Source organism: Trinickia sp., assembly GCF_057351765.1.
Map to the genome: position 1 here is coordinate 22,261 of NZ_JBMRBK010000037.1, position 20,069 is coordinate 42,329.

23 protein-coding genes and 1 pseudogene are annotated in these 20,069 nt (G+C 64.0%); 18 read left to right on the top strand and 6 right to left on the bottom strand.

The genetic code is table 11. From position 1 onward, the window contains the following. The first annotated feature begins 67 nt into the window (after nt 1–67). The 3 genes from ACO1XS_RS10045 (at nt 68) to ptsP (ending at nt 2,907) form a co-directional block, all read left to right on the top strand. Nucleotides 68–586: a PTS sugar transporter subunit IIA gene (locus ACO1XS_RS10045; protein ID WP_486390586.1), complete on the top strand. Its 519-nt coding sequence runs from the start codon at nt 68–70 to the stop codon at nt 584–586. Nucleotides 587–647: 61 nt separating this feature from the next. Then, complete coding sequence (locus ACO1XS_RS10050) at nt 648–917, top strand: HPr family phosphocarrier protein (RefSeq protein ID WP_331569347.1); 270 nt, start codon at nt 648–650, stop codon at nt 915–917. Between the two features lie 235 nt (nt 918–1,152). After that, nucleotides 1,153–2,907 carry a phosphoenolpyruvate--protein phosphotransferase gene (ptsP, locus tag ACO1XS_RS10055; RefSeq protein ID WP_486390587.1) on the top strand — a complete coding sequence of 585 codons (1,755 nt, stop codon included), beginning with the start codon at nt 1,153–1,155 and terminating at the stop codon, nt 2,905–2,907. 76 nt (nt 2,908–2,983) lie between these two features. On the opposite strand, the gene ACO1XS_RS10060 is transcribed toward ptsP, so the two are convergent. From ACO1XS_RS10060 to gpmA, 3 genes are all read right to left on the bottom strand, one after another. Further along, entirely contained in the window at nt 2,984–3,742 is a 759-nt protein-coding gene (locus ACO1XS_RS10060) for a HesA/MoeB/ThiF family protein (protein WP_486390588.1), read from the bottom strand. 20 nt (nt 3,743–3,762) lie between these two features. Then, nucleotides 3,763–5,301: a S41 family peptidase gene (locus ACO1XS_RS10065; RefSeq protein ID WP_481582343.1), complete on the bottom strand. Its 1,539-nt coding sequence runs from the start codon at nt 5,299–5,301 to the stop codon at nt 3,763–3,765. 189 nt (nt 5,302–5,490) lie between these two features. Then, a complete protein-coding gene (gpmA, locus tag ACO1XS_RS10070; protein WP_331569339.1) occupies nt 5,491–6,237 on the bottom strand; it encodes a 2,3-diphosphoglycerate-dependent phosphoglycerate mutase in 747 nt (248 codons plus the stop codon). A 141-nt stretch (nt 6,238–6,378) separates the two neighbouring features. On the opposite strand from gpmA, the gene ACO1XS_RS10075 reads away from it, so the two are divergent. The 4 genes from ACO1XS_RS10075 to ACO1XS_RS10090 all read left to right on the top strand — a co-directional run bounded on the left by ACO1XS_RS10075 (nt 6,379) and on the right by ACO1XS_RS10090 (nt 8,749). Next, entirely contained in the window at nt 6,379–6,789 is a 411-nt protein-coding gene (locus ACO1XS_RS10075; RefSeq protein ID WP_486390589.1) for a rhodanese-like domain-containing protein, read from the top strand. A gap of 13 nt (nt 6,790–6,802) precedes the next feature. Further along, nucleotides 6,803–7,063: a glutaredoxin 3 gene (gene grxC, locus ACO1XS_RS10080; RefSeq protein ID WP_331569335.1), complete on the top strand. Its 261-nt coding sequence runs from the start codon at nt 6,803–6,805 to the stop codon at nt 7,061–7,063. Between the two features lie 177 nt (nt 7,064–7,240). Then, a complete protein-coding gene (secB, locus tag ACO1XS_RS10085) occupies nt 7,241–7,708 on the top strand; it encodes a protein-export chaperone SecB (protein ID WP_173255038.1) in 468 nt (155 codons plus the stop codon). 21 nt (nt 7,709–7,729) lie between these two features. Then, nucleotides 7,730–8,749, top strand: coding sequence for an NAD(P)H-dependent glycerol-3-phosphate dehydrogenase (locus ACO1XS_RS10090; protein WP_440559070.1), 1,020 nt, complete (start codon nt 7,730–7,732; stop codon nt 8,747–8,749). A gap of 15 nt (nt 8,750–8,764) precedes the next feature. On the opposite strand, the gene trmL is transcribed toward ACO1XS_RS10090, so the two are convergent. Next, a complete protein-coding gene (trmL, locus tag ACO1XS_RS10095; protein ID WP_331569328.1) occupies nt 8,765–9,235 on the bottom strand; it encodes a tRNA (uridine(34)/cytosine(34)/5-carboxymethylaminomethyluridine(34)-2'-O)-methyltransferase TrmL in 471 nt (156 codons plus the stop codon). 27 nt (nt 9,236–9,262) lie between these two features. Then, complete coding sequence (locus ACO1XS_RS10100) at nt 9,263–10,087, bottom strand: ComF family protein (protein WP_486390590.1); 825 nt, start codon at nt 10,085–10,087, stop codon at nt 9,263–9,265. 69 nt (nt 10,088–10,156) lie between these two features. On the opposite strand from ACO1XS_RS10100, the gene ACO1XS_RS10105 reads away from it, so the two are divergent. The 7 genes and pseudogenes from ACO1XS_RS10105 (at nt 10,157) to ACO1XS_RS10135 (ending at nt 16,182) form a co-directional block, all read left to right on the top strand. Beyond that, nucleotides 10,157–11,134 (top strand): methyltransferase domain-containing protein, encoded by a 978-nt coding sequence (locus tag ACO1XS_RS10105; protein WP_331569326.1) that lies wholly within the window; start codon nt 10,157–10,159, stop codon nt 11,132–11,134. A gap of 197 nt (nt 11,135–11,331) precedes the next feature. Beyond that, nucleotides 11,332–11,808: a DUF2244 domain-containing protein gene (locus ACO1XS_RS10110; protein WP_331569324.1), complete on the top strand. Its 477-nt coding sequence runs from the start codon at nt 11,332–11,334 to the stop codon at nt 11,806–11,808. 28 nt (nt 11,809–11,836) lie between these two features. Then, nucleotides 11,837–13,177 (top strand): annotated as a pseudogene (gene coxB / locus ACO1XS_RS10115) (cytochrome c oxidase subunit II); the annotation flags it as partial. Nucleotides 13,178–13,232: 55 nt separating this feature from the next. Further along, nucleotides 13,233–14,843 carry a cytochrome c oxidase subunit I gene (ctaD, locus tag ACO1XS_RS10120; RefSeq protein ID WP_486390591.1) on the top strand — a complete coding sequence of 537 codons (1,611 nt, stop codon included), beginning with the start codon at nt 13,233–13,235 and terminating at the stop codon, nt 14,841–14,843. A 77-nt stretch (nt 14,844–14,920) separates the two neighbouring features. Next, a complete protein-coding gene (locus tag ACO1XS_RS10125; RefSeq protein ID WP_173255045.1) occupies nt 14,921–15,055 on the top strand; it encodes a cytochrome oxidase small assembly protein in 135 nt (44 codons plus the stop codon). Between the two features lie 11 nt (nt 15,056–15,066). Next, nucleotides 15,067–15,270, top strand: a complete 204-nt coding sequence (locus ACO1XS_RS10130; RefSeq protein ID WP_173255046.1) for a DUF2970 domain-containing protein — start codon at nt 15,067–15,069, stop codon at nt 15,268–15,270. Nucleotides 15,271–15,324: 54 nt separating this feature from the next. Continuing rightward, nucleotides 15,325–16,182 (top strand): cytochrome c oxidase subunit 3, encoded by an 858-nt coding sequence (locus ACO1XS_RS10135; protein WP_486390592.1) that lies wholly within the window; start codon nt 15,325–15,327, stop codon nt 16,180–16,182. Nucleotides 16,183–16,341: 159 nt separating this feature from the next. On the opposite strand, the gene ACO1XS_RS10140 is transcribed toward ACO1XS_RS10135, so the two are convergent. After that, on the bottom strand, nt 16,342–16,551 hold the full coding sequence (locus ACO1XS_RS10140; RefSeq protein WP_173255048.1) for a twin transmembrane helix small protein: 210 nt from the start codon (nt 16,549–16,551) through the stop codon (nt 16,342–16,344). A 96-nt stretch (nt 16,552–16,647) separates the two neighbouring features. Between ACO1XS_RS10140 and ACO1XS_RS10145 the strand changes: the two genes are divergently transcribed. From ACO1XS_RS10145 to cyoE, 4 genes are read left to right on the top strand one after another with little or no spacing between them, the layout of a single operon-like run. After that, nucleotides 16,648–17,352 carry an SURF1 family protein gene (locus ACO1XS_RS10145; protein WP_486390593.1) on the top strand — a complete coding sequence of 235 codons (705 nt, stop codon included), beginning with the start codon at nt 16,648–16,650 and terminating at the stop codon, nt 17,350–17,352. A gap of 20 nt (nt 17,353–17,372) precedes the next feature. Beyond that, nucleotides 17,373–17,999, top strand: a complete 627-nt coding sequence (locus ACO1XS_RS10150; protein WP_486390594.1) for an SCO family protein — start codon at nt 17,373–17,375, stop codon at nt 17,997–17,999. Nucleotides 18,000–18,041: 42 nt separating this feature from the next. Beyond that, nucleotides 18,042–19,151 carry a COX15/CtaA family protein gene (locus tag ACO1XS_RS10155; protein WP_331569312.1) on the top strand — a complete coding sequence of 370 codons (1,110 nt, stop codon included), beginning with the start codon at nt 18,042–18,044 and terminating at the stop codon, nt 19,149–19,151. A 5-nt stretch (nt 19,152–19,156) separates the two neighbouring features. Then, nucleotides 19,157–20,062, top strand: a complete 906-nt coding sequence (cyoE, locus tag ACO1XS_RS10160) for a heme o synthase (protein ID WP_331569310.1) — start codon at nt 19,157–19,159, stop codon at nt 20,060–20,062. Nucleotides 20,063–20,069: the final 7 nt, after the last annotated feature.

Genomic DNA, 20,069 nt, shown 5'->3' on the forward strand with positions numbered 1-20,069 from the left:
CACCTGCGTTTCCGGGTAGGCCTGCACCGGTTGTGCGCAGGTCGTCGTTTTTCGTTGCAGGGCTGACATGGCAGGCATTCTGATCATCGCGCATGCGCCGTTTGCCACGGCGCTAAGAGACTGCATCGCGCACATTTATGGCGGGATTCCGGCGCGCATCGGCGTGATCGACGTTACGCCGGATTGCGATCCGGCACAGGTGAGCGCGTTCGCGCAATCCGAAGTCGAGCGCCTGCGCGAGGACAACGGGGTGCTCGTGCTCACCGACATGTACGGCGCGACGCCCGCCAATATCGCCAGCAGGCTTGCGAGCCTCGCCGATGTGCGTGTGCTGGCCGGTGTCAACCTACCGATGCTCGTGCGCGCTGTCTGTTACCGCACGACCCCGCTCGATACGCTTGCCGACAAAGCATTGACCGGTGCGGCGAAGGGGGTACATGCAATCGGACCGCAGACATCGCCGGGCGGGGTTTGCGCGCCTTCGCCCTGTCTGCCGACAACCGGTGCGCCGCTGAGTGCCGCCGAGCCGTTGCCAGCCGCAGCCATGCAAGCGCCGCGCACCGGTACGCGCGGCACCGGCGCCTGATGCGCCTTTTTTCGATTTCACCGACTCTTGCCAACGCCTACCGGGCCGCAGGGAACCGTAGATGCTTCAAAACGAAACGACGATCGTCAACAAACTGGGGCTTCACGCACGTGCGTCGGCCAAACTGACTCAGCTCGCGGGCAACTTTCAGTCGGAAATCTGGATGACACGCAACGGACGGCGCATCAATGCAAAGAGCATCATGGGCGTGATGATGCTCGCAGCCGGCATCGGCAGCACGGTGACGATCGAAACGGAGGGGCCGGATGAAGCCGAGGCGATGCAGGCGCTATTGAAGCTGATCGCCGACAAGTTCGGCGAAGGCCAGTAACGCGGCGCCGGCGCTGGAGACGAGCCGCGGCAGCCCGCGGTTTTTTTATGCTGTCTTCAGCGCTATCCTCGGGCGCGGGCGGGGCTCCGCGCGTCGCCGAGCACGCGGAAAAGTCTGTACATGCTGCAGCGCAAGCAGTCAGGCACGACAATGGAATTTATAATTCCGGATTAGGGTTGCACGCCCATAGCAGCGGTATGGCTCCCGCAGCATTACATAATTCGAGGAGGTGCGCGTGTCGTTCTCGCTGCATGGAATTCCAGTGTCACGCGGCATCGCGATCGGGCGCGCTTATCTCATTGCACCGGCGGCGCTCGACGTCGATCACTATCTGATCGAGCCGCCTCAGATCGAAGGCGAACTCGAGCGCTTCCGCGCGGCACTCAAGGCCGTGCAAGGCGAGTTGGAGCGCTTGAGCGGCGATCTCGCTGCCGACGCCCCGAGCGAGGTCGGGGCCTTCATCAACGTCCATACGATGATCCTCAACGATGCCATGCTCGTTCAGGAGACGATGGACCTCGTCCGCACGCGCCGCTACAACGTCGAATGGGCGCTGACCGAGCAACTCGAGCGCCTCGTGCGTCATTTCGACGATATCGAGGACGAGTATCTGCGCGAGCGCAAGGCGGACATTCAGCAGGTGGTCGAGCGAATCCTGAAGGCGCTCGCAGGTGCACCATCGGCGGTGGTGCTCGTCGACGGCGCGAACGGGGACGCGACCGACGAAATGATCGTCGTTGCGCATGACATCTCGCCCGCCGACATGCTGCAGTTCAAGACGCAAACGTTTCAAGGCTTCGTCACCGATCTCGGCGGGCGCACGTCCCACACCGCGATCGTCGCGCGCAGCCTCGGTATTCCCGCGGCCGTGGGCGTACAGCACGCGAGTGCGCTGATCCGGCAGGACGATCTGATCATCGTCGACGGCGACCATGGCATCGTGATCGTCGATCCCGCGCCGATCGTTCTCGAGGAGTACACCTATCGCCAGAGTGAAAAAGCGCTCGAGCAAAAGAAGCTTCAGCGCCTGAAGTTTGCGCCGACGCAGACGCTTTGCGGCACGAAGATCTCGCTGTGCGCGAACATCGAGCTGCCCGAGGACGCGCGCACGGCCGTGGAGGCGGGCGCGGTCGGCATCGGTCTTTTCCGGACCGAGTTTCTCTTCATGAGCAAGGATCATCTGCCCGAGGAGGAGGAGCAGTTCGAGGCTTACCGCCGGGCGGTCGATCTGATGTCCGGCCTGCCGGTGACGATCCGTACGATCGATGTCGGCGCCGACAAGCCGCTCGAAACGTTCGGAGGAGGCGAGGGCCACGAGGCGGCACCGAACCCAGCGCTCGGGCTTCGGGCGATCCGCTGGAGCCTGTCCGAGCCGCAGATGTTTCTGACGCAGCTGCGCGCGATCCTGCGCGCCTCGGCGTTGGGGAAGGTCAAGATTCTCGTGCCGATGCTCGCCCACGCCCAGGAGATCGATCAGACGCTCGATCTCATACGCGAAGCGAAGCGGCAGCTCGACGATGCTGGCCTCGCATACGATCCGGGCGTACAGGTCGGAGCGATGATCGAGATTCCGGCTGCGGCGATCGCGTTGCCGCTCTTCCTGAAGCGCGTCGACTTTCTTTCGATCGGGACGAACGACCTCATTCAATACACGCTCGCGATCGACCGGGCCGACAATGCCGTCGCGCATTTGTACGACCCGTTGCACCCGGCCGTGCTGCATCTGATTGCGTTCACGCTGCGCGAGGCGAAGCGCGCGGGTGTGCCGGTATCGGTGTGCGGCGAGATGGCGGGCGACCCGCAGCTGACACGGCTGTTGCTCGGCATGGGGTTGACCGAGTTTTCGATGCACCCGAGCCAGTTGCTCGTGGTCAAGCAGGAGATCTTGCGCGCCGATTTGCGGGCGCTCGAAAAACCGGTGGCGGACGTGCTGGCCGCTTTCGAGCCCGAGGAAGTGCAAGCGGCGCTCAAATGCGTCGCTCAGCTATGACGCCTGCAAAAGTCCTGGAACGCGCGCGAAGCCGTGTCGGCTAGTCCGCGCGCTGAGTACCGTCGCCCGGCGTGCGCTACTGGCGCCCGCGGTCTTGGCACACGGGGCAATCGGGCTGTCGTGCGATGTTCATCGTCGTCCATTCCATGCGCAGCGAATCGAGCATCATGAGACGCCCTACGAGCGTTTCGCCGATACCCGCCACGACCCGCAGCGCTTCCGCTGCCTGCATTGCACCGACGATGCCGACGGTGGGTGCGAACACCCCCATCGTTGCGCATGCAACTTCTTCGAATGGCTGGTCTTCGGGAAAGATGCAGGCATAGCACGGCGAGTGTGCGTCGCGGAAATCGAACGTGCTGATCTGGCCGTCGAAGCGCAACGCGGCGCCAGACACGAGCGGTATGCCGTGCTTGACGCAGGCGCGGTTGATCGCGTGGCGCGTCGCGAAGTTGTCCGTGCAATCGAGCACCACGCTTGCGCCCGGCACGTGAACGTCGAGCCAAGCGTCGTCGATACGCTCGTCCACCGCATTCACGATGACATCGGGGTTCAGCCGCGCAATCGCTTCACGACCCGACTCGACCTTTTTCCGGCCGACCGAGGCGGTGACGTGCAGGATTTGCCGTTGCAGATTCGTCAGATCGACGGTATCGGCATCGACGAGCGTCAGCCTGCCGACGCCCGCCGCCGCGAGATAAATAGCGGCCGGCGAGCCGAGGCCGCCGGCGCCGACGACGATCGCGTGCGCATCGAGAAACCGCTGCTGCGCTTCGATGCCCAATTCGTCGACGAGAATATGCCGCGAGTATCGAAGCAGTTGATCGTCGTTCACGGCACGCGCAGCAACGGGGACTACTTGGCGGGAGCCGAGGCCGGCGCGGGCGTGCCCGGCTTGACCGCGACCGGCGCCGAGGCCGATGTCGGGACCTTGCGCTGAGCGAGGTTGCGCTCGGCGATCGACTTCGACTCCTGCACGGGCTTGCCCTGCAGCTTGTTCAGCGCCTGCTGCAGCATGAAATCGTCGGCCGAGCCGAACTCCACGGGCTTGCGCTCGCGATCCTTGGCGCGTTGCTCGGGCGTCTTCTTGTCGTTTTCCTGCTCGAGCTGCTGCAACTGCTGCAGCCGGTCGTTTTCGCGCTGCTCGTGTTCTTTCTTCTCGTTCGGATCCTGCGTATTGGCAAGGTGGTTCGTGTAGTCGACTTCGCGCGTGACGAAGGCGTCGTCAGGATCGCCGTCCGCATATTGATCGACCGGGACGTCAGGACGAATGCCCTTGTTCTGAATCGAGCGGCCGCTCGGCGTGTAGTAGTACGCCGTCGTGAGACGCAGCGCGGTATCCGAGGTCAGCGGACGCACGGTTTGCACGGAGCCTTTGCCGAACGTCGTCTTGCCCACGATCATGGCGCGATGCGCATCTTGCAGCGCGCCGGCCACGATCTCCGACGCGGATGCCGAATAGGCGTTCGTCAACACGATCATCGGCACCGTCTTGAAGATGCCGGGCAGATTCCTGAGCGGATCGGAGTCGAACGACGGCAGCCGGTAGTTCGCGTAGGTATCGCGATAGACCTGCTTCGAATCGGGAATCTGTCCGTTCGTCGAAACGACGACCGAATCGGGCGGCATGAACGCGCCGGCCACGCCCACCGCGCTTTGCAGCAGGCCGCCGCCGTTATTGCGCAGATCGAGGATCAGGCCTTTCAGATTCGGCTGCTCGCGCGCGATGTCGGCGAGCTTGGTCGCGAGATCGGGCACCGTGCGTTCCTGGAAGCTCGTGATGCGCACGTACGCATAGCCCGGGGCGACGACCTTCGCCTTCACGCTCTGTACGCGGATGATCGCGCGCGTGACGGTGACGGGGAATGTGCGGTCCTCGCTCTTGCGGAACAGCGTCAGCGTGACCTTCGTGCCCGGGTCGCCGCGCATTTGCTTGACGGCCTGGTCGAGCGTCATGCCGCGCACGGGTTTGTCGTTGATGCGGGTGATCAGATCGCCCGGGCGGATGCCGGCGCGAAACGCGGGCGTATCCTCGATCGGCGAGATGACCTTGATGAGCCCGTCTTCCTGCGAAATCTCGATACCGAGGCCGGCGAAGCGCCCCTTCGTCTGCTCCTGCAGTTCCTGGTAATCGGTCTTGTCCAGATACGAGGAGTGCGGATCGAGGCTCGAGACCATGCCCTTGATGGCTTCGGTCAGGAGTTTCTTGTCATCGACCGGCACGACATAGTCATGCTTGATCTGGCCGAACACTTCCGCAAAAAGGCGCAACTGCTCGAGCGGCAGCGGGGTGGAGGTGGCCTGCTGCGCCGCGGCAGAAAATTGCAGGGTTGCGAACACGCCGGCGGCGAGGCCCGCTGCGATCAGGCCGATATTCTTGAGTTTCGTGCGCATAGAGTCGGTTGCGTTCGGAAAACGGGTGTGAGCGCCGGTGGCGAAGGACGGTCAAGTATAACTGCTCGATCAGCCGGGTGCGGCGGTACTCATGTGTCGGTGTTCGACAGCCGGGGGCAAAAAACGCTCCCGGCCCTGCCTGTGCCGTGCCGCGTTTGCCGTGCCGCCCCCGGGGGTATCGACGGTGCCTCAGCCTGCCTTGCCTTGCTTGGCAACGGCGGCTTGTGCCTTGGCGATGGCTTCGGCGTCGCCGAGATAGTAATGGCGTATCGGCTTGAGGTCATCGTCGAGCTCGTACACGAGCGGCACCCCGTTCGGGATGTTCAGGCCGACGATGTCGGAGTCGGAAATACCGTCGAGATACTTGATGAGCGCGCGCAGCGAGTTGCCGTGCGCCGCGATCAGTACCTTCTTGCCCGCCTTGATGGCCGGGGCGATCGATTCGTTCCAGACCGGTAGCACGCGCGCGACCGTGTCTTTCAGGCACTCCGTGAGCGGCAGCGCTTCGCGCGGCACCTTGGCATAGCGCGGATCGTCGTACGAGGCGCGCGGATCGGTCGGCTCGAGCGCGGGCGGCGGCGTGTCGTAGCTGCGACGCCAGACGAGCACCTGATCGTCTCCGTACTGAGCGGCCGTTTCCGCCTTGTTCAGCCCGGCCAGCGCGCCGTAGTGACGCTCGTTCAGGCGCCACGAGTGGACGACGGGCAGGTACATGAGATCCATCTGGTCCTGCACGTGCCAGAGCGTACGGATCGCGCGCTTGAGCACCGAGGTGTAGGCGATGTCGAAGCGGTAGCCGGCTTCCCGAAGCAGCCGTCCCGCCTCGTTGGCTTCGCGAATGCCTTGTTCGGTCAGGTCGACGTCGACCCAGCCGGTGAATCGGTTTTCCTTGTTCCACGTCGATTCGCCGTGGCGGATGAGGACGAGCTTGTGCATGAGCGTAAGAGGTCGGTAGTGAGGAAGCGCCCGATGCGAGGCCGGTGCACCGTCCGAGGAGCACCCGCCATCGCGTCAAGCGGATATTTTATAATGGTCGGATTGCCTGTTTCCTTTTCTTCCCTTTTTGGCGGATATTTCGTGACGTTTCTAACCGATTACACGAACCTCGTGCTCATCGCGGCCCTTGTCGTCTCGGGCGGCTTGCTGCTTTGGCCGATGCTTTCGGGGCGTGGCCGCGGCGGCCTGTCCGCGGCGGAGGCGACGCAGCTGATCAACCGGCGCAACGCCGTGATCGTCGATCTGCGGCCGGCCGCCGACTACGCGGGCGGACATCTGCCGTCCGCCCGCCACCTCGAGTTCGCGGAGCTTCAAGCAAAAATTGGCCAGATCGCCAAGAATAAGGGGAATCCGGTGTTGCTCGTCTGCCAGAACGGTTTGCAGTCGAACAAGGCCTCGCGCGTCGTGCGCGAGCCCGGCTACGCCGAAGTCCATGTGCTGCAAGGCGGTTTGAACGCCTGGCAGCAGGCCGGCATGCCGGTCGTCAAGTAAAGGAGTGGCAAGCGTGAATTCGGTCGTGATGTACAGCACCCAGGTCTGTCCCTATTGCCAGATGGCCGAGCGGCTCTTGAAATCGCGCGGCGTCGAGCACATCGAAAAAGTCCTCGTCGACCGCGATCCCGCGCGCCGTGAGGAGATGATGGAGCGCACGGGACGGCGCACGGTACCGCAGGTGTTCATTGGCGATAAGCATATCGGCGGTTACGACGATCTTTCCGCGCTCGATCGCGCGGGCGGCCTCGTGCCGCTGCTCGAACCTGCGTGAACGCCGCCTCCGCGTGACGGGCGCCCGCCGCTCGGCGCGCCATCGGCGCTGAGCGCGCGCTGCGCATACTCGCGGGCGTGCCTCGGGCTTCGGCTCGATGTCGCGCTCAGCGCCTCATACATTCCCTGCTTGGCCGGCGCGCCGCCGGCCAAGATGAATTCATCCATCGGAGCCACCATGTCGGACCAGAACAACCAGCCGTTCTTCAACATCCAGCGCGTCTACCTGAAGGACCTGTCGCTCGAACAGCCTAATTCGCCGGCCATCTTCCTCGAGCAGGACATGCCGTCGGTGGAGGTCGAGGTCGACGTGAAGGCCGACCGTCTTGCGGAGAGCATCTTCGAAGTCGCGGTGACGGGCACGGTCACCGCGAAGGTGGCCGAGAAGGTCGCTTTCCTGATCGAGGCCAAGCAGGCCGGCATCTTCGATATCCGCAATATTCCGGCCGATCAGGTCGATCCGCTCGTCGGCATTGCGTGCCCGACGATCATCTTCCCGTATCTGCGCTCCAATATCGCCGATGCGATCACGCGTGCTGGATTTCCCCCGATCCACCTCGCCGAGATCAACTTCCAGGCGCTCTACGAGCAGCGTCTTGCGCAGATGGGTGCGCAAAACGAAGCATCGAACGGCGCCACGCACTGAGCGGCGAGGGCAGTGCCCGCCATGAAAGTCGCCGTTCTCGGCGCGGGCGCATGGGGTACGGCGCTCGCTGCGCATCTGGCCGCGCGCCACGATACGCTCTTGTGGGCCCGCGAGCCCGCGCTCGCGGCCGAACTCGCCGCGCGCCGCGAAAATACGCACTATCTGCAAGGCGTCGCCCTGCCGGCGCAGTTGCGCTACGAAGCGGGGCTCGCGACGGCGCTCGAGCATTGCGGCGCCGAGGATGCGCTGTGCGTAATCGCCACGCCGGTGGCCGGGCTGCGCGCGCTTAGTCGTGCGTTGCGCGAGCTTGGCCGCGTTCCCGCGCACTTCGTCTGGGTCTGCAAAGGGTTCGAAGCCGATACGCAGATGCTGCCGCATCAAGTAGTCGCCTCCGAGCTCGCCGGCCATGTCAGTCATGGCGTGCTCTCGGGGCCGAGCTTCGCGCGCGAAGTCGCGCTCGGGTTGCCTGTTGCATTGACCGTCGCCAGTGCAAGTGCGGCTTGCCGCGATCTCGCCGTATCCGCGTTCCATCACGGCGCGATGCGCATCTATACCGGCGACGATTTGATCGGTGTCGAAGTCGGTGGTGCGGTCAAGAACGTGCTGGCGATCGCAACCGGCATCTCGGACGGTCTCGCGCTCGGCTTGAACGCGCGCGCCGCGCTGATCACGCGTGGGCTCGCCGAAATGTCGCGCCTCGGCGTCGCGCTGGGCGGCCGGCCGGATACGTTCACGGGGCTCACAGGGCTGGGCGATCTGATTCTCACGGCCACGGGCGATCTTTCACGCAATCGCACAGTCGGGTTGCAACTGGCGGGCGGCCGCTCGCTCGACGATATTCTCGGCGCACTCGGCCACGTGGCCGAAGGCGTTCGCTGCGCTCAGGCGGTCCTGGGCATCGCGCGCGCGCAAGGTGTCGATATGCCGATCACGGAAGCGGTCTGCAGCGTGCTGTTCGATGGCGTCGCGCCGCGTGCAGCCGTCAGCGCCCTGTTGCGCCGCGACGCCCGTGCGGAATCGCACCGGGTCGATGGCGCGTAGCGCGGCGCTCGCGCGTCACTGACCGCCTTCGAAGCCGGCCTGGCGCCAAGCCTCGAATACCACCACCGCAACGGTGTTGGAAAGATTGAGACTGCGGTTGTTCGGCCGCATCGGCAGCCGGACCCGCTGTTCGGCGCCGAAACGATCGAGCAGGGCAGGCGCGAGGCCGCGCGTTTCCGCGCCGAATACGAACCAGTCGCCGGGATGAAAGCGGTGCCCGTGAAATGGGCTTGCGCCGCGCGTCGTAAATGCGAACATTCGCTCGGGATCGGGTGAGGCGGTGGCGATGAAGCTCTCCCAGTCACGGTGGACCTGCATCCGTGCGTATTCGTGATAGTCGAGGCCGGCGCGGCGCAGCTTGGCATCGTCGAGCGGAAAACCCAACGGTTCGATCAGATGCAACTGTGCGCCCGTGTTGGCGCACAGGCGGATGATGTTGCCGGTGTTCGGCGGAATTTCGGGTTCGACGAGAACGACGTTGAACATGGTATCGGTTGGAGCGTTGGCTCGTAATCAGTCTTTCGCGGTGCGCAGGGCGACGAAATTCGTCACCTCGCGCGCGCCCGCGGTCTTCAGTGTGCGCGCCGCGGCTTCGAGCGTCGCGCCGGATGTCATCACGTCGTCGACGAGCGCGACATGCATGCCGCGTACCTCGCGCATCGCGCGGAAGGCGGCGCCCACATTGCGCTTGCGCGCGTCGAGATCGAGCCGGGACTGCGCGACCGTGTGGGTCGTGCGCCGCAGCAGCGCCGCATCGGCGGGCACGTGCAGCGCGCGTGCGAGCGGCTTGGCGATCTCCCACGCCTGATTGAAGCCGCGCTCGACGAGCCGCTCGTGCGCGAGCGGCACCGGCGCGACGAGGTCCGGCCACGCGTCGGGCGCCAGGCGATCGATGGCCAGGGCGGCGAGGCCCCGCGCGAATTCCTTCGCGACGAGAAGCCGCCCGCGAAACTTGAGGCCGAGCGCAAGGCGGTCCAGCGGCGGCCGGTAATCCGCGAGCGCGAGCGTTCTGTCGAAGGGCGGCCGACGCGTCGCGCATGGACTGCAGACGTAGCGGCCCGGCCGATGCGGGTGTGTGCCGCCGAGCGTGAGCGGCATGGCGCACCGCAGGCACCGCAGGCGCGGTTCGTTCCAGTATTGCGCGTCGCATCCGCGACACATTGGCTGTTGCGACATATTGACGCATAACGCGCCGCACAACACGCACGATTGGGGAAGCGCGCAATGCGCCACCCGCAGCGCAACGCGCGCCGCGAACGCAAGCGGTGCGCGCTCGCGGCGCGTGCCTGCCGCGGACGCGTAACCGGTGCTCGGCATCGCGCTGCCGGGCTTGCACATGGGCTTTCCCCTCGCTGGACTCGACCGAGCGAGCGAGTATACTTCGGGCTCTCCGCCAGATCGACCGTCATGTCCCCCACTCCCGCTAAATCTGGCCGTCCGGCCTATGATCCGAGGCTTGCACGGCGAATATTCGATCGCCGCGCAGCGGCGTTCGGGGACGTTGCATTCCTGCCGCGCGAGATCGCGCAGCGCATGCGCGAGCGGCTCGACTACATTCGAACGAAGCCGGCGAGCGTGCTCGACGCCGGCTGCGGCACGGGGGAGGATCTGCCGGTGTTGCGCGAGCGCTTTCCCGATGCGCCGGTGTTCGGGGTCGATCTGTCCCACGCGATGCTCTCGCGTGCCGCGCCGCATGCTCTCGGCGATACGAGCTGGCGCCGCCTCTTGCCCGCGCCCCTCGCGCGTGCGCTCGGCAACGCGGGGCCTCGCATCGCTCAGGCCGATTTCTCGGCGTTGCCGTTCGCGGGCGACGTTTTCGACGTCCTGTGGTCGAACCTCGCACTGCACTGGCATCCCCGTCCCGATCTCGTGCTTCCCGAATGGCAGCGCGTGCTCAAAGTCGGCGGCCTGCTGATGTTCAGCACGCTCGGGCCCGACACGCTGCGCGAGTTGCGCAGTGCCTTCGTCGAAGTGGAGGCTGCGCATGGCGTGGGAAGGCGGGCTCACGTACTCGATTTCGTCGACATGCACGATCTCGGCGACATGCTCGTCGAGAGCGGCTTCGAAATTCCCGTGATGGATCAGGAGACGCTGACCATTACCTATCGATCGCCTGAGACGTTGCTGGCCGACGTGCGCCGTTGGGGCGCCTATCCGTTTGCGCGCGATTGCGGCCAGGCGGGCAGTGCGCTGGGCGCGCCGGCATCGAAACGGCTTCATCGCGCGCTTGCCGCGGCGCTCGACGCGCGCCGCGGCAAGGACGGCACGATCGCGCTGACATTCGAAGTGATATACGGCCACGCCTGGAAGGCGGTGCCGCGTACGACCGCCGAAGGGCACGGTATCGTGCGGATAGAGGACATCGGTCGAAGGCGTCCGGGCTGAGTCGCGGTACCCTCGCCGAGCGCATGCGAAAAGCTCGCAAAGGCTTGCCAGGACTGGGTTGCGGGGCGATAGGCGTTTGCTTGTGGATGCCATTGATCGCGCCTATAATGCGTCAGTTTGTCGCCGCGAAGACCCACGATACAAGGCGGCGAGCCCCGGGGCGCGCGGTATGCGAGCGGCATGCGCGGGAGGTGGCGATGGCGGTGCAAGCCCTGCTGATGGATGCGGAGCCGGTCATCGAAGACTGGCTCATGAAGCGAAACTGTTCGGTGTCGCCGAAGCAGTTCGTGTGGTTCTATGTGTCGCTGACATTCTGCTCGTCGGCGATTGCGCTGTTGCTGGTCGTGTGCGGTGCATGGCTGGTCCTGCCGTTCACAGGTATCGAGTTGCTGGCGGTGGGCATCGCGTTCGTGATTTACGCGCGTCATGCAGTCGATTACGAGCGCATCCGGCTTTTCCCGAACCGGCTCGTGATCGAGCAGGTGAGTGCCGAGCGGTTGACGCAGTTCGAATTCAATCCGCGCTGGGTGCGGGTCGAGCAAGGTGCGTCGCCGCGCGATCCGATCAAGCTCGTATCGCGCGGACAAGCTGTCGTGATCGGGCTGCATCTCGCGCATCATCGGCGCGCGCAGTTCGCGAACGAGTTGCGCCTGACGCTTCGGCGGTGCGGCTGAAAGAGGTGGCGAAGGGGCGAGGATTTGAATGGAAATTTTGGCTAAGGAAGCTATGAAAACAATCAAGCGAGCCCTCTGGGGCGTGCTGGCCGCAAGCGGGCTCCTCTTCGCCTCGGCCGCATGGGCGGTCGGCGACAGCCCGGGCGGTCCAGCCGTCGGCGAGATCAACTTTCAACCGCCCGCCACGAAACTCGCCGAGGAGCTTTACCACCTCCACATGTGGATGTTGGTGCTTTGCACGGTGATTTTTCTCGGCGTATTCGGCGTGATGTTCTATTCGATCTTCGTGCATCGCAAGTCGAAAGGACACAAAGCTGCCAATTTCCACGAAAGCACCACCGTCGAAATCATCTGGACGATCGTGCCGTTCATCATCGTCGTGCTGATGGCGCTGCCCGCCACGCGCACGGTCGTTGCGATGAAGGACACGAGCAACGCCGACGTCACCGTCAAGGTCACCGGCTACCAGTGGAAGTGGGGCTACGAGTATGTGAAGGGCCCCGGCGAAGGCATCAGCTACTTCTCGACGCTCACGACGCCGCGCAGCGAGGTCAACGGCCAGGCGCCGATCACCGACACCTATTTGCAGGAAGTGGACAATCCGCTCGTCGTGCCCGTCGGCAAGAAGATCCGGGTGATCACGACCGCCGCCGATGTCGTGCACTCCTGGTACGTGCCGGCATTCGGCGTCAAGCAGGATGCCATTCCCGGCTTCGTGCGCGACACCTGGTTCAAGGCCGACAAGACCGGAACCTTCCGCGGTTTCTGTACGGAGCTGTGCGGCAAGGAACACGCCTACATGCCCGTCGTCGTCGTCGTGAAGTCGGATGACGATTACGCGAAGTGGGTCGACGAGCAGCAAAAGAAGATGGCCGCCAGCAACGACGACCCGAACAAGACCTATACGCTCGCCGAGCTCAAGACTCGCGGCGAAAAAGTCTACACGGCGAACTGCGCGGTCTGCCATCAGCCGACCGGCAAGGGCGCCGGTGTTTTTCCGGCGCTCGACGGCAGCAAGATCGTGAACGGCCCGATCGCGCAGCATGTGAGCATCGTGCTGAACGGCAAGAACGCCATGCCGAACTGGGGCAAGACGCTCAACGACGTGGAGATCGCTTCGGTCATCACGTTCGAGCGTAACGCCTGGGGCAATCATACGGGCGACATCTTGCAGCCGCGCCAGGTTGCCGACGCGCGCAACGGCAAGCTGCCCGAAGGCGGCGGTGCCCAGACGGCCGCGCCCGCAAGCGGCGCGCCGGCCGCAAGCGCGCCGCAGGCAAGCGTCGCCCCTTCGCAGGACAAGCCGGAAGCGGCGGCAGGCAATGCGCGCGCTCGCGTCGCGGCGCGTGCCGCTGCGGCACCGGCGGCTTGACGTGTCGCTGTGTTCGTCACAGTCGGTGCACTATTTGCTCTAGGAGATTCACATGTCTAGCATCGGACACGATGTAGCCGGTCACGGCCACGCGCATGACGACCATGCGCATGCGACGCCGCATGGCTGGCGCCGGTGGCTGTTCGCCACCAATCACAAGGACATCGGGACGATGTACCTGGTGTTCTCGTTCACCATGTTCCTGTCGGGCGGGGTGGCGGCATTGATGATCCGCACCGAGCTGTTCGAGCCGGGCTTGCAGATCATGCGTCCCGAGTTCTTCAATCAGCTCACCACGATGCACGGCCTCATGATGGTGTTCGGCGCGATCATGCCGGCGTTCGTGGGTTTCGCGAACTGGATGATCCCGCTGCAAATCGGCGCAGCCGACATGGCGTTCGCGCGGATGAACAACTTCAGCTTCTGGCTGTTGCCCGCCGCGGCGGCGTTGCTGGTCGGCTCGTTCTTCGCGCCCGGCGGCGCGACGGCGGCCGGCTGGACGCTCTATGCGCCGCTTTCGACGCAGATGGGCCCCGGTATGGATTTCGCGATTTTCGCGCTCCACATCATGGGTGCGTCGTCGATCATGGGCAGCATCAACATCATCGTGACGATCCTCAACATGCGCGCACCTGGCATGACGCTGATGAAGATGCCAATGTTCGTCTGGACGTGGCTCATCACGGCCTATCTGCTGATCGCTGTCATGCCGGTGCTGGCCGGTGCGATCACGATGTTGCTGTTCGATCGTCATTTCGGCACCTCGTTCTTCAACGCGGCCGGCGGCGGCGACCCGGTGATGTATCAGCACATCTTCTGGTTCTTCGGCCACCCCGAGGTCTACATCATGATTCTGCCGGCGTTCGGGATCATCTCCCAGGTGATCCCGGCGTTCTCGCGCAAGCCGCTGTTCGGCTATAGCTCGATGGTCTATGCGACGGCTTCGATCGCGATCCTCTCGTTCATGGTCTGGGCGCACCACATGTTCGTGACGGGCATGCCGGTCACGGGCCAGCTGTTCTTCATGTACGCGACGATGCTGATCGCCGTGCCGACGGGCGTAAAGGTGTTCAACTGGCTGGCCACCATGTGGCGTGGCTCGCTGACGTTCGAAACGCCCATGTTGTTTGCGATCGGCTTTCTCTTCGTGTTCACGATGGGCGGCTTCACCGGTCTCATGCTGGCGATGGCCCCGCTCGACATCCAGTACCACGGCACCTATTTCGTCGTCGCGCACTTCCACTATGTGCTCGTTGCGGGCTCGCTGTTCGCGCTGTTCTCAGGGTGGTACTACTGGGCGCCGAAGTGGACAGGCTGGATGTACAACGAGACGCGCGGCAAGATCCACTTCTGGGCGTCGATGATCTTCTTCAACCTGACGTTCTTCCCGATGCACTTCGTGGGCCTCGCGGGCATGCCGCGCCGCTATGCGGATTACCCGGCGCAGTTCACGGATTGGAACCAGGTTGCAACGATCGGCGCATTCGGCTTCGGTCTCGCGCAAGTCTATTTCCTGTTCGCTGTCGTACTGCCGGCCTATCGCGGCGGTGGCGAGCTCGAGAAAGCATCCGACAAGCCGTGGGACGGCGCGATGGGCCTCGAGTGGACGGTGCCGAGCCCGGCTCCGTTCCATACCTTCGAGAATCCCCCGACGGTAGAGTGAACGGCCGGCCCCCGGCGGGCCGGGTAGCATGCGCGCCGGGCGGTATGTGCCGCCCGGCATGAACGAGCAGTAGACGGATGACTCTGGACCCACAAAAAAGACGATCGCCTGCGCAAATGCGCGCCGGCAACCTGCGGCTGGCCTTGATCCTGATCGGTGTCGTCGCCGTCTTCTTTTTGGGTGCCGTCGTCAAGCAGTGGCTGGTCCGTTGATGGAGGCGGCCATGGAACAGAAGGGCAAGAGCAGTTTCGCTCGGACGATGAAAGCGGTGATGTGGTCGTTTTTCGGCGTGCGCAGGAGCCGCGACCACGCGGCGGATGCGACGCAGTTGAACCCGCTGCACGTGATCGCGGCGGCGGTGATCGCGGCGGCCGTATTCATCGGTGTATTGATCGCAATCGTGCATATGGTGGTCAGTAAGGGCTGAAGCGCTCACTGGCACAACAAACTGGACTGACTGGACTGAAGTGGAGAATCAACAATGAGCGGTCAAAACGATAGCCCGTATTACTTCGTGCCGAATCCGTCCCGGCACCCGGTCACTGCGTCCGTCGGCGTCTTGATCATGCTCGGATCGCTCGGGCTCTGGCTCAACGAAAGCCCGTGGGCGCCCTATACGATGTTCGTCGGGCTGCTTTGGTTGCTGTTCGTGTTGTGGCACTGGTTTGGCGACGCCATTTCCGAATCGGAAGGTGGGATGTACGGCAAGCGTGTCGATAGTTCGTACCGCTGGAGCATGAGCTGGTTCATCTTCTCCGAAGTCATGTTCTTCGGCGCGTTCTTCGGTGCGCTCTTCTACGCGCGCGAGATCGCGATGCATCAGCTCGGCAGCCTCGACTACAAGCTGATCTGGCCGGATTTCAGCGCCGTGTGGCCGAACGAGGGTCCGGCAGCGCTCGCCGGCCATTTCAAGTCGATGACGCCGTGGCCGGTGCCGACGATCAACACGGCCTTGCTGCTGAGCTCGGGCGCGACGCTGACGGTGTCGCACCACGCGCTGCGCGACAACCATCGGACGAAGGCGATCGCGTGGCTCGCCGCGACGGTCCTGCTCGGCATCACGTTCCTCTTCATGCAGGGCTTCGAGTACTTCCATGCGTACAACGAGTTGAACCTGACGCTGGCCTCGGGCGTGTACGGCTCGACGTTCTTCCTGCTGACGGGCTTTCACGGCTTCCACGTGTTTCTCGGTGGAACGATGCTCTCGGTCGTGCTGGTGCGGCTGATCCGCGGTCACTTCACGGCCGATCACCACTTCGCGTTCGAAGGCGCCGCGTGGTACTGGCACTTCGTCGACGTCGTGTGGCTGGGACTTTACGTCGTCGTCTACTGGCTTTGATCCTGGCTGGCGGGCACGTGCCTCGCGCGAGGTGCCTGCTCCGTCGTATGCCCGCGCTTCGAATATCGGACTGCCCAGGCTTTGACGCCGCCTTCGAGACGATCGGGGCGGCGTTTGTCTTTACGGCCCTCGATGGGCCGGCGTGCAACGAGCCGGCGATCAATGTCCGAGCGGAATTCGGTTGTACTGAATCCAGCCGAGCCAGTGCGCGATCAGGATGAACAGGAAAAGCGAGATCGACAGGCCCACGCGCGTGGCGAGCGACCAGACCATGCGCTTCGTGCGGCCCCGGTCATGCATCATGAAGTAGAGCGCCGATGCCATGCTGGCGATGATGAGGACGAAAGCGATAGCGATGATGATGTGCATGGAATCAACGAATATTCGGCATTACGAAGCAGTAGCCACAATTATCTCACCCGTTTGCCGCGCATGGGCGTCCGGTGACCGTATAGCTGACGCCGCATGAAATTCCGCCTGGTTCCCGCGCTGCTGATCCTCTTCGTGATGGCGGTGACGATCCGGCTCGGTTTTTGGCAGCTCGACCGCGCCCATCAGAAGGAAGCGATCGAGGCCCGCATCTCGCGTTATGAAAGCGCGCCGCCGCAGATCGTGACAAAGGCACCGATCGCGGCTCAGTCGATCGAATATCACCGCGTGCGCGCCTACGGACGCTTTGTGCCGCAGCGCGTGGTTTATCTCGACAATCGGCCGTACCGCGATCAGCCGGGCTTTTATGTGGTGATGCCGCTTCAACTGGCCGACGGCGGCTATATTCTGGTCAACCGCGGCTGGTTGCCGCGCAACGCCGATGTGCGCACGGCGATCGCGCCGTACTCGACGCCCGCCGGCGACCTCTGGATCGAAGGCATCGCCCGCGGCAACGCTTCTCGTGCATTCGAGCTTGGCGAGGGCGGCTCGGCGGCACATCAGCCGATCCGGCAGAATCTCGACACGGCCGCCTATGCGGCCGAAACCGGATTGCCGCTTCAACCGTTCGTGATTCAGCAGACGAACGATACCGGCGATCGGCTCGTGCGCGATTGGCCGGCCCCGACCACCGGCGTCGAGCGCAACTACGGTTATATGCTGCAGTGGTGGGGCATGGCCGCGGCGGCATTGGCGTTCGGTTTGTATGCGGCGCGACGTGCCGCGAAGAAAGCGACTTGAAGAGGTTTCCCGTTTTGTCTATGCCGTCCACTCGTTCCCCGAATCCACCAGAGCGCGCCACACGAGGCTCCTGGCGGCGCGGCCGCTGGATGTTGCTGCTGCTCGCCCTCGTGAGTGCCGCGCCGGTCATTGCGTCCTATCTCGCTTACTACGTATTCAAGCCAAAGCTGGGCACGACCAACTACGGCACGCTCGTCGAGCCTCAACGTCCGATCCCCGAAGGGCTCGTCGTGACCGATGAATCGGGCAAGCCGATGAAGCTCGCTTCGCTGCGCGGCGTCTGGCTGATGATCGCCGCCGATACGAGTGCGTGCGACAAGGCTTGTGCAACGAAGCTCTATTTCATGCGCCAGATTCGCGCGACGCAGGCCGGCGAACGGGTGCGCATCGTCACGATATGGCTGCGTACCGATCAGTCGCCGGTGCCCGATGCCATCAAGACGGCTTATGCCGACACGCGCATGCTCGTCGCCGATCCGGCCGCCGTCGCCGCGTGGTTGCCTGCCGAAACGGGCACGCGCGATACCGACCACATCTATCTCGTGGACCCGAACGGCAACCTCATGATGCGTTTTCCGAAGAACCCGAACCCGAGCAAGATCAAGGGCGATGTGACGAAGCTGCTCAAATGGTCGAGCATCGGATGATGCGGGGGCTGCCTTGGCGGGCGCAGTGATGAGAGATCCGAAATGTTTTTAATTCAACTTGCGCTGATCGGCATGTGCATCGCTCTGTTGCCGCTCAGCTATGTCTGGGTCAAAGCCAGCGACGACAAATTTCGCAAGCTCGTCTGGGTGACGACGTTCCTCACGCTCGACCTCGTCATGTTCGGCGGCTTTACGCGGCTGACCGATTCGGGGCTCGGTTGCCCCGATTGGCCGGGCTGCTACGGCACGGCGTCGCCGTTCATCGCGCATGCGCAAATTGCCGCGGCCCACGCGGCGCTGCCGACAGGACCGGTCAGCATGACCAAGGCCTGGATCGAAATGATCCACCGCTATTTCGCCATGGCCATCGGTGTGCTGATCGTCGCGCAGACGCTGATCGCCTGGGTCGCACGTATCAAGCGCCGCCCGCTCGCCGTTTCGCCGTGGTGGCCGACCGCGCTGCTTGCGCTGATCGGCGTGCAGGGCATCTTCGGCGCGTGGACGGTCACGATGAAACTCCAGCCCATCATCGTCACGACGCACCTGCTGCTCGGCCTCGCATTGCTGGGCTCCCTCGGATGGCTTGCGGCGCGCGTCACGCCGATGCCGGTGTACGAGCCGGGCGCCGCACGCTATCGCACCGCGGCACTCGTCGGGCTCTCGCTGCTCGTCGTGCAGATCGCATTGGGCGGCTGGGTCAGTACGAACTATGCGGTACTGGCGTGCACCGATTTCCCGACCTGCAACGGGCAATGGATCCCGTCGATGGACTTCGCGCACGGCTTTCATCTCTGGCGTGCGCTCGGCATGACGAGCGACGGAGACGCCATCACGCAAGACGCACTCGTGGCGATTCACTGGACGCATCGCACGTTCGCCTTCGTGGTGATTGCCTATCTGGTCTGGCTGGCACTCCAATTGCGGCGGTACGCATCGCTTGCGCGTCCGGCGATGGGCGTACTGGTCGTCATCGCGGTGCAATTCGCCACCGGCCTGTCGAATATCGTGCTAGCGTGGCCGTTGCCGATCGCGGTCGCGCATAACGGCGGCGCAGCCGTCCTGCTGCTTTTGCTCGTTGTGCTAAACTTTCGAACCGCTTCCAGCCGTCCCGGCCGCGCGGCGCTTGCAGCGCGCGGCACCGCAACCGCGTGACTCTCATGGACAGCACAACGCTCCCTCATACGCTCGGCTCCCGGCTTTTACAGTACTTCGCGCTGACGAAGCCGCGGGTCACGCAGCTCGCCGTTTTCTGCGCGGTGATCGGCATGTTCCTGTCGACGCCGGGCATGGTGCCGTGGACGGTTCTGATCGGCGGCACTGTCGGTATCTGGCTGCTCGCGGGCGCCGCGTTCGCGATCAACTGCCTCGTCGAGCAGAAGATCGATTCGATGATGCGGCGCACGGCGTGGCGGCCTTCCGCGCGCGGCGAGATCACCACGACGCAGATCCTGCTGTTTTCGGCTGTGCTCGGCGGCCTGGGCATGTGGACGCTTTATACCTTCACGAATGCGCTGACGATGTGGCTCACGCTGGCCACCTTCGTCGGCTATGCCGTGATCTACACGCTGCTGCTCAAACCGGCCACGCCGCAAAACATCGTGATCGGCGGCGCATCGGGTGCGATGCCCCCCGCGCTCGGCTGGGCCGCGGTGACGGGCGCGGTCCCCGGGGATGCCTGGATTCTCGTATTGATCATTTTCGTTTGGACGCCGCCGCACTTCTGGTCGCTTGCACTGTATCGCCGCCAGGACTACGAAAACGCCGGCCTGCCGATGCTACCGAACACGCACGGGGAGCAGTTCACGCGCCTGCATATTCTGCTTTATACGATCGTGCTCTTCGTCGTGACGCTGATGCCGTTCATTTCGGGCATGAGCGGAGCGGTGTATCTGAGTGCGGCCGTCCTGCTCGGCGCCATCTTTCTCGCCTATGCGTGGAAGATCTATCGCGAATACTCCGATGCGCTCGCGCGCAAGACGTTTCGCTATTCGATCGTCTACTTGTCGCTGCTCTTTGCCGCGCTGCTCGTCGATCACTATGCGCGCGCACTGCTCGGCGCGTGACATCCAG

Bases quoted from the DNA above. Each gene is read 5' to 3' on its own strand.
- trmL (WP_331569328.1), bottom strand. From the start codon at position 9,235: ATGTTCAACGTCGTTCTCGTCGAACCCGAAATTCCGCCGAACACCGGC.
- ACO1XS_RS10125 (WP_173255045.1), top strand. From the start codon at position 14,921: ATGACTCTGGACCCACAAAAAAGACGATCGCCTGCGCAAATGCGCGCC.
- ACO1XS_RS10045 (WP_486390586.1), top strand. From the start codon at position 68: ATGGCAGGCATTCTGATCATCGCGCATGCGCCGTTTGCCACGGCGCTA.
- cyoE (WP_331569310.1), top strand. From the start codon at position 19,157: ATGGACAGCACAACGCTCCCTCATACGCTCGGCTCCCGGCTTTTACAG.
- ACO1XS_RS10090 (WP_440559070.1), top strand. From the start codon at position 7,730: ATGAAAGTCGCCGTTCTCGGCGCGGGCGCATGGGGTACGGCGCTCGCT.
- gpmA (WP_331569339.1), bottom strand. From the start codon at position 6,237: ATGCACAAGCTCGTCCTCATCCGCCACGGCGAATCGACGTGGAACAAG.
- ACO1XS_RS10130 (WP_173255046.1), top strand. From the start codon at position 15,067: ATGGAACAGAAGGGCAAGAGCAGTTTCGCTCGGACGATGAAAGCGGTG.
- ACO1XS_RS10105 (WP_331569326.1), top strand. From the start codon at position 10,157: ATGTCCCCCACTCCCGCTAAATCTGGCCGTCCGGCCTATGATCCGAGG.
- ACO1XS_RS10150 (WP_486390594.1), top strand. From the start codon at position 17,373: ATGCCGTCCACTCGTTCCCCGAATCCACCAGAGCGCGCCACACGAGGC.
- ACO1XS_RS10100 (WP_486390590.1), bottom strand. From the start codon at position 10,087: ATGTGCAAGCCCGGCAGCGCGATGCCGAGCACCGGTTACGCGTCCGCG.
- ACO1XS_RS10135 (WP_486390592.1), top strand. From the start codon at position 15,325: ATGAGCGGTCAAAACGATAGCCCGTATTACTTCGTGCCGAATCCGTCC.
- ACO1XS_RS10110 (WP_331569324.1), top strand. From the start codon at position 11,332: ATGGCGGTGCAAGCCCTGCTGATGGATGCGGAGCCGGTCATCGAAGAC.
- ACO1XS_RS10050 (WP_331569347.1), top strand. From the start codon at position 648: ATGCTTCAAAACGAAACGACGATCGTCAACAAACTGGGGCTTCACGCA.
- ACO1XS_RS10140 (WP_173255048.1), bottom strand. From the start codon at position 16,551: ATGCACATCATCATCGCTATCGCTTTCGTCCTCATCATCGCCAGCATG.
- ACO1XS_RS10145 (WP_486390593.1), top strand. From the start codon at position 16,648: ATGAAATTCCGCCTGGTTCCCGCGCTGCTGATCCTCTTCGTGATGGCG.
- ctaD (WP_486390591.1), top strand. From the start codon at position 13,233: ATGTCTAGCATCGGACACGATGTAGCCGGTCACGGCCACGCGCATGAC.
- ACO1XS_RS10155 (WP_331569312.1), top strand. From the start codon at position 18,042: ATGTTTTTAATTCAACTTGCGCTGATCGGCATGTGCATCGCTCTGTTG.
- secB (WP_173255038.1), top strand. From the start codon at position 7,241: ATGTCGGACCAGAACAACCAGCCGTTCTTCAACATCCAGCGCGTCTAC.
- ACO1XS_RS10065 (WP_481582343.1), bottom strand. From the start codon at position 5,301: ATGCGCACGAAACTCAAGAATATCGGCCTGATCGCAGCGGGCCTCGCC.